Origin of the sequence: Aeromonas sp. HMWF017 (assembly GCF_003061465.1) — a bacterium.
Taxonomy (GTDB): Bacteria; Pseudomonadota; Gammaproteobacteria; order Enterobacterales; family Aeromonadaceae; genus Aeromonas; species Aeromonas veronii.
This window is the reverse complement of the sequence record NZ_QAJD01000174.1, coordinates 958-11,070: the sequence shown is the minus strand read 5'-3', so window position 1 is coordinate 11,070 and position 10,113 is coordinate 958. Positions and strand designations below refer to the sequence as shown.

At 58.7% G+C, this 10,113-nt stretch carries 18 protein-coding genes; all 18 read left to right on the top strand.

Translation table 11 applies throughout. The features are described 5' to 3' along the window. Positions 1-190: P2 family phage major capsid protein (locus tag DBR30_RS22625; protein ID WP_258224511.1), on the top strand; the 190-nt coding region annotated here is incomplete at its 5' end. 9 nt (positions 191-199) lie between these two features. Then, the gene (gene gpM / locus DBR30_RS19390; protein ID WP_108588486.1) at positions 200-958 is read left to right on the top strand and encodes a phage terminase small subunit; all 759 of its coding nucleotides are present in this window, start codon (positions 200-202) and stop codon (positions 956-958) included. 108 nt (positions 959-1,066) lie between these two features. After that, entirely contained in the window at positions 1,067-1,543 is a 477-nt protein-coding gene (locus DBR30_RS19385) for a head completion/stabilization protein (RefSeq protein WP_108588485.1), read from the top strand. Then, the gene (locus DBR30_RS19380; RefSeq protein WP_108541368.1) at positions 1,543-1,746 is read left to right on the top strand and encodes a tail protein X; all 204 of its coding nucleotides are present in this window, start codon (positions 1,543-1,545) and stop codon (positions 1,744-1,746) included. The genes DBR30_RS19385 and DBR30_RS19380 overlap by 1 nt, the downstream gene beginning before the upstream one ends. Positions 1,747-1,774: 28 nt before the next feature. Continuing rightward, on the top strand, positions 1,775-2,005 hold the full coding sequence (locus tag DBR30_RS19375; protein ID WP_108541369.1) for a TraR/DksA C4-type zinc finger protein: 231 nt from the start codon (positions 1,775-1,777) through the stop codon (positions 2,003-2,005). Between the two features lie 9 nt (positions 2,006-2,014). Beyond that, positions 2,015-2,386, top strand: coding sequence for a putative holin (locus tag DBR30_RS19370; RefSeq protein WP_005352066.1), 372 nt, complete (start codon positions 2,015-2,017; stop codon positions 2,384-2,386). After that, positions 2,383-2,724, top strand: coding sequence for a phage holin family protein (locus tag DBR30_RS19365; protein ID WP_013723873.1), 342 nt, complete (start codon positions 2,383-2,385; stop codon positions 2,722-2,724). The genes DBR30_RS19370 and DBR30_RS19365 overlap by 4 nt, the downstream gene beginning before the upstream one ends. Next, positions 2,721-3,542: an N-acetylmuramidase domain-containing protein gene (locus DBR30_RS19360; RefSeq protein WP_108541370.1), complete on the top strand. Its 822-nt coding sequence runs from the start codon at positions 2,721-2,723 to the stop codon at positions 3,540-3,542. Before DBR30_RS19365 ends, DBR30_RS19360 begins: the two co-directional genes overlap by 4 nt. Continuing rightward, positions 3,532-4,005 carry an Rz-like lysis system protein LysB gene (lysB, locus tag DBR30_RS22620; protein WP_108588484.1) on the top strand — a complete coding sequence of 158 codons (474 nt, stop codon included), beginning with the start codon at positions 3,532-3,534 and terminating at the stop codon, positions 4,003-4,005. Before DBR30_RS19360 ends, lysB begins: the two co-directional genes overlap by 11 nt. Next, a complete protein-coding gene (gene lysC / locus DBR30_RS21410; RefSeq protein ID WP_258224513.1) occupies positions 3,890-4,138 on the top strand; it encodes an Rz1-like lysis system protein LysC in 249 nt (82 codons plus the stop codon). The genes lysB and lysC overlap by 116 nt, the downstream gene beginning before the upstream one ends. Further along, the gene (locus DBR30_RS19350) at positions 4,113-4,589 is read left to right on the top strand and encodes a phage tail protein (protein WP_108542399.1); all 477 of its coding nucleotides are present in this window, start codon (positions 4,113-4,115) and stop codon (positions 4,587-4,589) included. The genes lysC and DBR30_RS19350 overlap by 26 nt, the downstream gene beginning before the upstream one ends. Next, positions 4,565-5,200 carry a phage virion morphogenesis protein gene (locus tag DBR30_RS19345; protein ID WP_108542400.1) on the top strand — a complete coding sequence of 212 codons (636 nt, stop codon included), beginning with the start codon at positions 4,565-4,567 and terminating at the stop codon, positions 5,198-5,200. The genes DBR30_RS19350 and DBR30_RS19345 overlap by 25 nt, the downstream gene beginning before the upstream one ends. 232 nt (positions 5,201-5,432) lie before the next feature. Then, a complete protein-coding gene (locus DBR30_RS19340) occupies positions 5,433-6,368 on the top strand; it encodes an FkbM family methyltransferase (protein WP_108542401.1) in 936 nt (311 codons plus the stop codon). Between the two features lie 194 nt (positions 6,369-6,562). Continuing rightward, a complete protein-coding gene (locus DBR30_RS19335; RefSeq protein WP_108542402.1) occupies positions 6,563-7,114 on the top strand; it encodes a phage baseplate assembly protein V in 552 nt (183 codons plus the stop codon). After that, positions 7,111-7,470 carry a GPW/gp25 family protein gene (locus tag DBR30_RS19330; RefSeq protein ID WP_108542403.1) on the top strand — a complete coding sequence of 120 codons (360 nt, stop codon included), beginning with the start codon at positions 7,111-7,113 and terminating at the stop codon, positions 7,468-7,470. The genes DBR30_RS19335 and DBR30_RS19330 overlap by 4 nt, the downstream gene beginning before the upstream one ends. Then, positions 7,467-8,348, top strand: coding sequence for a baseplate assembly protein (locus DBR30_RS19325; RefSeq protein ID WP_108542404.1), 882 nt, complete (start codon positions 7,467-7,469; stop codon positions 8,346-8,348). Before DBR30_RS19330 ends, DBR30_RS19325 begins: the two co-directional genes overlap by 4 nt. 10 nt (positions 8,349-8,358) lie before the next feature. After that, on the top strand, positions 8,359-8,760 hold the full coding sequence (locus DBR30_RS19320) for a hypothetical protein (protein WP_108542405.1): 402 nt from the start codon (positions 8,359-8,361) through the stop codon (positions 8,758-8,760). After that, positions 8,760-10,113, top strand: a 1,354-nt coding sequence (locus DBR30_RS19315) for a phage tail protein I (RefSeq protein WP_258224510.1), incomplete at its 3' end; no start/stop codon positions are given. The genes DBR30_RS19320 and DBR30_RS19315, both read left to right, overlap by 1 nt.

Sequence of the window (10,113 nt, the reverse complement as noted above, 5' to 3'; positions counted from 1 at the left end):
CCGCCTCGACAACCTCTCCATCTACTGGCAGATCGGCGGTCGCCGTCGCCACCTGGAAGAGCAGCCGAGCCTCGACCGCATCGTCAACTGGGAATCCTCCAACGATGCCTACGTGGTCGAGGATTACGACTGCATCGCCGTCGCAGAAAACATCACGCTGGGCGCCAAACCTGCGCCTGCTGGCGGTTAAGGAGCCACGATGACACCTGCACAACGACACACCGCCCGCATCATGGCCGCCCTGCAAGGGGCGGCCAATCCCGAGCAGGATCGCGCCGCCGCCAACCAGTACGAACTCCAGCTGATGCAGTTGGCCGAGCACCGTCGCACCCTCAAGGGCATTCAGAGCCTCGAGCGCAAGATTGACGCCAAACGCACCATGCTGGCCACCTACACACCGTGGATTGATGGCCTGCTGGCCGCCGATCGCGGTGGTCAGGATGACGTCATGGTGACCGTGATGCTGTGGCACCTCGACACCGGCGATCTGGCAGGCGCCCTGCCAATGGCTGATTACGTGATCCGCCACGGTCTCAATACCCCGGACCAGTACGAACGCACCGCCCCCACCCTCATCGCCGAAGAGGTGGCCGACACCGCCATCAAGCTGCAAGAGGCGGGTAATGGCCCATCCCTGCCATTGCTCAGCAGCTACATGAGCATGCTGGCTGACTGCGACATCTTCGACCAGGTGCGCGCCAAGTTGCACAAGGCGGTGGGCCGCGCCTGTTATGCCGAAGGGCACAAAGAGCAAGCGGCCGACCACTACCGCCGCGCCATCGAGCTGCACGACAAGGTGGGCATCAAGCGAGAGCTGGAAGATCTGGTGCGCGAAATCAAAAAGGAGAAAGCCGCCGGCCAGCCCGCCAATGAACCGGCACCGCAGCCAGGCGCTGAACCCCAATCCGAATCACAGCCATCCGAACAGCCTGACCCCGCCCCCGGCGAGGCCAGCTAACCGAGCGAACCCCGCACCCTGGGCGGCTCGGGCCTGACGAATGCCAGCGGCATACCAGACGGCCCGACCACCGCCCAACATGCGGCGCCACCTCACATCAGGAGCACCATGAGCACCGGATTTTTAGCCACCAACCCGACCCCGGCTGCCACAGAAGAGGGCGACATCACCAGCGCTCCCTTCTGGCCGGCGATCTCGCTCTGCGCGCTGCGCGACACCGTCCGGCTCGATGGCACCGTCACCACCGCCCGCCTCACCCATGCGGTGATCGACGCCATCACCAGCGTCAACCGGGATCTGGCCCAGTGGCGCAGCGCCAGAGAAAGCGAAGGTCACGCCACCCTGGCTGCAGTCCCCGCCGAGCCCATCAATGGCGAATCGACATACCTGTATAGCTACCGGCGCGCCGTCTACGCCATGACCCGCGCCAATCTGCTCGAGCGCTACACCGACTACAGCGCCACCGGTGACGGCATCAAAGCGGCCGATGCCAAAGAGGTGAGCTCGGACGACCTCTACCGCGACGCCCGCTTTGCCATCCGCGACATCATCGGCACCACCCACACCACGGTGGAGCTCATCTGATGCAACTGCGCAGCCTGCAGGGCGACACCCTCGATCTCATCCTGTTTCGTCACTACGGCTACACCGCAGGCATCACCGAGCAGGTGCTCAACCTTAACCCCGGTCTGGCCGCGCTCGGCCCCATCCTGCCAACCGCCACCCTCATCAACATGCCAGCGGCCCCCACGCAGGCCGAACAGCCACTGATCCAGCTATGGGACTGACTGTCATGCGACAAAAGAGAACACCGACATGAGCCGCCTCGACGACGAACTCGAACGACTGGCCAACATCAGCGAGCAGCAACTGGCTGCCCGCATCCATGCCGCCCGCATTGCGGGCACTGGCCCCCACTACTGCATCGACTGCGACGACCCGATCCCGCAAGAGCGCCGCGAGGCGATCCGGGGCTGCGAACGCTGCGCCGAGTGCCAGACCATCCACGAATTCCAACTCGCCCGCCACTGCGGCAGCAAACGATAGGAGAGCACGATGCCAGAACCGATTTCCTCCAGCGCCGCAACCAGCACCCTTACCGGTCTGGCCTTGCTGTTCACCCTGCCCGGGGTGGATCCCTCCGTCGTGCTCGGCGCACTGACCGGCGCAGTGCTGTTTATCTCGGCCGCCGAAGAGCAGGGGCGCCTGCGCCGGATTGCTCTGTTTGTCGCCTCGTTTGTCAGCGGCCTGCTGCTGGCTGGCTTTACCTGCCAACTGCTGGAGGTACTGCTGCCCGCCAGCGTCCAGGTCAGCAATGCGATCGGCTCGCTGATCGCCTCCGCCATGATGGTGCGCCTGCTGCAGCTCATCATGCGCAATCAGGATCGGCTACTTGAAGCCTTGTTTAACAAAAGGGGGCAACCATGATCCCGACGACTCCGACCGGTGTGTTTATCTACACCGCCCTTTACGCCCTGATCTGCGCCGCCATCTTCCTGCGGGTCATGCTGTTTGACCGCAAAGGTGGCGAGTATCGCGCCCTGCCCGCCTGGATGGCGTGGCTGCTCTGCGTGCTGTCAGGCTCCATTCCGCTGCGCTTTCTGTTCGGCGGCATTCCGGTACCAGATCCGGCCGCCTTCGGGCTTGCACTCTTCCTGCTGTGCGCCGTGCTCAACACCCGCGGCTCGGTGCACCATCTGCTGCCGCGGGGTAAACCGTCCAGCACCGACCATGCCCGGGATATTTACCGGAGGTACCAGCCATGAGCCTGAAAAAAGGGGATACCGGCACCGCCGTGGCCGACCTGCAACGCCGCCTCACCGCCGCCGGTTATCCGGTGGCAGTCGATGGCTGGTTTGGTGAGGCAACCGAGCAGGCGCTGATCGCCTTCCAGCGGGATTACATGATCGCCGCCATCGGTCAGGCGGGCCCGCGCACCCTGGCCGCCCTGCTCAGCAGTGAACGCGGCAACCAGCTGACCATCAACCACATGCAGGTCGGTGCCGATCTACTGGCGGTGCCGTTGGCCACCATGGCCACCGTTGCCCAGGTCGAGAGCATCGGCGAAGGCTTCACCGATGCCATGCGCCCGGTGGTGCTGTTCGAGCGGCATGTGTTCTACAAGCAGCTCACCAAACACCAGGGCAAGGCGGCCGCCGACCAGCTGGCCGCCCATTACCCCAACCTGGTCAACCCCAAGCGCGGCGGCTATGCGGGCGGCGCAGCCGAGTGGGAACGGCTGCAACTGGCCATCAGCCTGCATCAGGATGCGGCCATCGAGTCGGCAAGCTGGGGCATGTTCCAGATCATGGGCTACCACTGGCAGCCGCTGGGCTTTGCCTCTGCCAGCGACTGGCAGGCGGCCATGCAGCGCAGCGAGGTCGAACACCTCACCGCCCTGTGCCGCTTTATCCAGCAAGACCCCGCCATGCACAAGGCGCTGCAGGGGCGAAAGTGGGCGGATTTCGCCCGCCGCTATAACGGCCCGGCGTTTAAGGAGAACGACTACGACACCAAGCTGGCCAAGTGGTTTGCGCACTTTACCAAGGTCTATCAGCTGCAGGAGGTGGCCAATGTGGCGTGAGCTGCTGGCCTCCCCCGTCAGCTGGTTGCTGCTGGCGTTGGTTGTCGCTCTTGGTGGCTGGGGCTGGTCAGCCCGCTCGGCGGCCAAGGCCAAAGGGGACGTCACCACCCTGCAAACCAGCCTCAAGGCAGCCGACGAGAAAACCAAAGAGGCCGAGCGGCGCGAGCGGCTTAAAGAGACCGCCATCGCCACCCTCACCCGGGAACTGACCACCCAGGCACAAGCGGCGCAGCAGTTGCAGGGCCAGCTCGACCAGCTGGCTCAGGCTGCCGCTACCCGCGCCGACACCATCAAGAGGCTCAAACGTGAAAATGCCGAACTCAAGGCTTGGGCTGATCGCCCTCTGCCTGACCCTGTTATCAGGCTGCTCCAGCGCCCCGCCCTCACCGGCGCCGCAGATTATCAGGCTCACCTGTCCGGCCCCGAGCCCCTGCCGGCTGCCAGCGGCGGCGCCACTCAATAACGGCGACTTGCTCGACCAGCTGAGCCAGACCGAGGCCGCCTGGGCCAGTTGCGCCGCCAAGGTCGATAGCCTCATCACCTGCCAGACACGACAACAAGGGAGCGAAAATGGAAAAGCCAAAACAGATCCGTGAGGTGCTGCAAAAGTGCATCCCGCTGCTGCGCCAAAACCCTGACCACATGATGATATTCGTCGACAAGGGCAAGCTGGTTGCCACGGGGGCCAAAAGCCTGTCGTTTGAATACCAGTACGAACTGACCATCATCATTGCCGACTTTGCCCAACATGCGAACACCATCATGGTGCCGCTGCTGGCGTGGGTTCGGCAGTATCAACCGGAACTGATGATGAACCATGACAAGCGTGAAAATAGCGTCAGGTTCGAAGTCGAGATCCAAAACAACGACACCTGTGACATCGAAATCAAGCTACCGCTCACAGAACGGGTAAGGGTATGGCAAGACGAACAGGGCCTGCACTATGAGCATCTGCCAGAACCACCCGAAGACCCTTATGACGGCATCACCTGGGAATTGTTTATCAACGGGGAATATCAGCCATGGCCGCCGACATCGACAAGCTAACCCGTTTTGCAGAACGGGCAGAGCTGATCCGGGCCAGACTCTCGGACAGGGAGCTGGCCAAGTTCGCTGACAAGATGGCCAAAGAGATGCGGGAAAGCAACGCCAACCGCATCAAGGCCAACGTCACCCCGGAAGGTGACAAGATGGATCCGCGCAAGTCACAGCGGGGCAACCGCGAAATCAAATTTATCTACACCACTAGTGACAAAGAAGTACGTCACCTCAAAAGCTGGCGTGGCACCCGTAGCTATATCATTGGGTTCGATATCATGCGCGGCGGCATTCGCACCTTCAAACGCTCCCGCATCAAGCGTTTTATCAAGCTCGATACCAGCAAGGGCGACTCCATCAACAAAAGCTCACTCAAGCGTAAGATGTTCTCTCGTCTGATCAAATCAAAATGGCTCAAAGCCAAGGGATACTGCGATCACGCCGAGGTCTCGTTTGCCAGCACCGCCGACAAGGTGGCCAACATTCACCACCACGGCCTGAAAGACAAAGGTAGTAAAGGGCAGGATATCCAGTATCCCAAACGCCACCTGTTAGGAATGGATGAAAAAGATATCGATAGGTTAGAAACAATGCTACTTCATTCGTTACTCTGTGAATAACTAATGATCAATCTGTCACAATAATCTATCTGCAAATGACTTGTAAACAGTTAAATAATTGCAGCTGTACAACTGTGATCTGAGGTCGATTTTGGCGTAGAACTATGCAATTTATATATAGACGAAGGTCAATATCTAACTTACATTATTGTTGTGATTTACAACCGTTACTCATTAAAAACAGCCAATATAGTTAAGATAACTTACCATATTAAACGCCAAAGGAATTAAAATGGAAAAGTTTTACGGTCAATTCGACCCACCCTTGGATAAATTTATATTTGAGCGATATTTTCCAAACAAGGACACTCTAGGTGTCTTTATAGAGTGTGGTGCTTTTGATGGCTTAACGGAAAACTCATGTAAGTTTTTTGAAGAAACTATGAATTGGAAAGGTTATAATATTGAACCTGTCCCTTGGATTTATGAAAAATTATGTAAAAATCGTCCTGAATCAAAGAACTTCAACTTTGCACTGTCCAATAAAAATGGTGAAGCCATTTTTAAAGCCGTAGATCATCCAACATTCGGGGTGGATTGTACAAATGGCTCATTAAACCATACTCAAGCTCACAGTTCGCTCCTCAAAGAAATTGGTTGCCAAATTGTTGAAACAAAAGTGCAAGTTAAAACTTGGCACGACTTCATTGCACAAGAAAACATAACCTACATAGACCTACTAGTTCTAGATGTTGAAGGACATGAGTTATCTGTAATTGAGGGGATGAGAGGATCTGCTGTACTTCCCGATATTATATGCATTGAAGTAGGTCATTTATGCTTCGATGACATTCGCAGAGAGTTACATGGGATTGGGTATACATACGATGTATCTTCGCATGTAAACGCATTTTTTATAAAAAATGACAAGTTACCTTTATTCTGTATTCGTAGGACCGATTACATACTACAACAAACAAGTCCTTTGAATGACATTAAAAAAAGATTGTCTGATTTGTCATTATGCATTGAAGAATTTAAGAGCGAGCAAGCTAGTATTTACTCTATACCTAAAGAAGATGACATTGATATCTGTGTATTAAAAGAAGAGAATTTAAAGCTTAACGAGCATTTATTGTCTCTTCAAAAGATACACCATGACATTACAAATTCAAAAGGGTGGAAGTTTGTCGAAACAATAAGAAAAGCCAAGCAACTATTTAAATAAGCTCCAAGCTTAATTAAAAGGCTTTAAATTTTAAATAAACTTACAGTATGGGGCTAATTATTAGCCTCATATCTCCGATACAGGTCCAACAAGAAGCTAACCTAATATCAATTTTAGCTTTGATTGAATTGTGCAAACTCTCCACACACTAACACTTTCTCGTTTTCCCCGCCATTGCCCAAAACAATGGCCTCATGCAACCGACCCCAACCGAACTCAAACGCCTGATCGACAACCTGATCCGCATTGGCACTGTCACCGCCGTGCGCTCCGGAGAATGTCGCGTCAAAACCGGCAACATCACCACCAACTGGCGGCCCTACACCACAGAACGGGCCGGGGCTAACCGTACCCGCCACCGCCTGAGCCTGGGCGAGCAGGTGATCCTGCTCTCCGTCAGCGGCGATCTGCGTAATGCCTATATCGTGGGCCGTCTCAATGCTGACCAGTTCCCCGAGCCGCTGGCCGAGGATGACAACCCGGATCTCGACCGCACCGAATATGCCGATGGCGCCATCATCGAATACAACCCGGCAACCGGGGCACTCAACGCCATCGGCATCAAGCAGGCCACTATCGCCGCCAGTGTCAGCGTGACTCTCGATACCCCCAAGACCATCTGCACCAACCTGCTGCAGGCCAAGCGCCTCATCTGTAACACCGCCAAGGTGGGCGACATCGAGGTGACAGAGCACAGCCACAAAAACGTGCAGCCGGGCGATGGCACATCAGGGGGCCCGGTATGAACTGGCTCGGCATGAATGCCGCCCATGGCCGCGCCATCAGTGCCACCGACCACATCATCCAGTCTGTGCGTGACATCCTGATCACCCCGGTGGGTTCCCGGGTGATGCGCCGCGACTACGGTAGCGAGCTCTTTTACCTCATCGACATGCCCCAGCATCAGGCCACCCGCCTGCGCCTGATGGCCGCCACCGTGCAAGCCCTTATCAACTGGGAACCCCGCATCACCGTCACCCGCGTCGATGTATTGGGCAGCGGCATGGATGGTGCCCTCACCATCGAGCTCACCTGGCAGCGCAAAGATGGCGGCGCCCTGGAGTCTGCGACCATCCCCATTCCGACAGGAGCCGCCCAGTGAGCAATGTAGACCTGACCCAGCTACCACCACCGGAAGTCGAGGAAACCCTCGACTTCGAGGCAATCCTGGCCAAGCGTAAGGCAACCCTGATCAGCTACTACCCGGCAGACCAGCAGGCAGCCATAGCCGCCACGCTGGAGCTCGAATCCGAGCCGCTCAACAAGCTGCTGCAGGAGAACGCCTACAACGAAATGATCCTACGGGCCCGCATCAACGATGCCGCCAAGCAGACCCTGCTCGCCTTTGCCAGTGGGTCCACCCTTGACCATGTAGCCGGTGAGTACGAACTCGAACGCCTGCTGGTCACCCCGGGCGATCCATCAGCAACCCCGCCCATAGATCCGGTGTATGAATCTGATGACCGCCTGCGCATGCGCTGCCAAATGGCCTATGAGGGCATGGCCACGGCGGGTCCAGTCAATGCCTACAAGTTTCACGCCCTCTCGGCCAGTGCCGAGGTGGCCGATGTCGCCGTCGATAGCCCCACCCCGGGCACCGTCAGAGTGACCATCCTCTCACCGGCAGGCCAGCCGAGCGCCGACACCCTTAATCTGGTCGAGCAGGCGCTCTCTGCCGAAGACGTTCGCCCGCTCTGCGATCTGGTGGCGGTCGAACCGGCCCAGATCAAACCCTATGCCGTCGATGCCACCCTCAACGCTATCGGCCTGGGTAAAGAGCAGGCCATTGCTGCCGCGAAAGATGCTATGGCCAAAACGGCCGCCGCTTACTACCGGGTCGGGGCCACCGTCCCGCTTTCCGCCATCTATGCCGCCCTGCACCAGCCGGGGATCGAAAGCGTCACCCTGCGTGCGCCGCTGACCGATGTCACCTGCAGCGCGCAGCAGGCCGCCAAACTCACCTCCATCAACATCGACTAAGGACAACACCATGGCAAACGCCCTCTATGACAAAGGCCGCGAAAAGTTTCTCACCGGCGCCATCAATGCCAGTGCCGACACCCTCAAGTGTGCCCTGCTCAAGAGCACCTATGCGCCAACCCTTGCCAGCGACGAGTTTTACAGCGGGATCTCGGCCCATGTAGTCGGCACACCGCAGACCCTCACCAGCAAAACCGTGGCCGCTGGCGTGCTCGATGCGGCCGATGTCACCTTCACTGCCGTGCCAACCGCCAACGTCAACTACTGCGCTATCTACAAAGATACCGGCAACGCCGCAACCAGCCCGCTGATCGCCCTGTTCGATACGGCGGCGGGCCTGCCGGTCAGCACCAACGGCGGCGACATCATCATCGCCTGGGATAACGGCCCCAATAAGATCTTCAAGCTCTGATGGCAACCTTCTATCCCGTTTGGCGCGGGTCACTGACCTATCACGACGGCACCCTGTCACATGACGGGGCAGCCCTCTATCGGGGCACCGTGCAAGGACCGGATGATCCGGCGCCGGAGGCCATTGCCGGGGTCAGTGTCGGCCTGACAGTGGCAGGGATAGAAGCAGGCCAAGCCGGAATGGCATCGCTCATCCAGCGCGCGAAGCCAACCGGGATCAGCCAGTTTGCAACCGGGGCCACCAAGCTGACCTGCCGCACCAGGGCCATCGCTATCACCGATGGCGCACAGGGCGCTCCAGCAACGACCATCCGGGCCACGTTTGCAACAATGGGCGATCTGCTCGCCATGGGGGCGGCTGACATGTCAACACAGATAACCCTTGTCGGGCTTGATGCGGGGATGGTCGGCACGGCGGGAGTAAGAATCCGGCTCGGTACCGGCGGGTTACAGCCTGATGTCATCGAGGTGCCGACCATTCAGCAACGGCTGGCTCCTGCAGGGTTCGATCTCGGCGCTATCGGCAGCCACAAGACCAGGGTGCGACAGACCGTCGGTGATCTGGCTGACGGTCAGCAAGGTGAGCCATTGCTGAAAACCAAGCTGGCGCAGGCGGCAACCGCCTTTACCGGCGCCATGGGCACACCGATTGCCAAGTACGCCCAGATCATCTACCCGATGGCGCCAGCCCTGCCAACAGCAACCCAGCCAGCCCTGACCATCACCCTGGCACACGATGGACTAGCCCCCCCATTGGTAGGCCCGTTCACCACCATCACTCGCTTGGCGACTCAAGGAGTCGATGCCGGTGGCATGGGGTCGCACAAGGTGCATCGCCTGCCACTGGCAACCCCAGCCACCCGGGATCTGCTGCCCCCCTCTGCAACCCGGCTGGAGCACCTGACCGCCGCCGCGCTGGCCTACAACCTGACACCAGAAGTCATTACCTCCACCCGCTTTGCCGACACCTGCCCGGCGCCGTTGCTGCCCTGGCTGGCATGGGCACGCTCGGTGGACTGGTGGGAGCTGGCGGAATCAGAAGATCAGCAGCGGGCGCTGATCAAAGCCTCGTTCCGATTACATCAACGCAAGGGAACCCCATGGGCCATCAAGGAGGCGCTGAACGTGCTGGGCTTTGGTGACAGCACCATCATCGAGCGCGCCACCGGCCGCCGCTATGACGGCACACTCAGCTACAACGGCAACGAACCCCATGGCGACCCGACCCGCTGGGCAGTCTATCGGGTCATCCTGACTCGCCCGGTCACCACCGAACAGGCCAACCGCATCAAGCGCCTGTTGGCAGAGATGGCCCCAGCCCGCTGCCACCTTTCTGCGCTCGATTACACCCGGG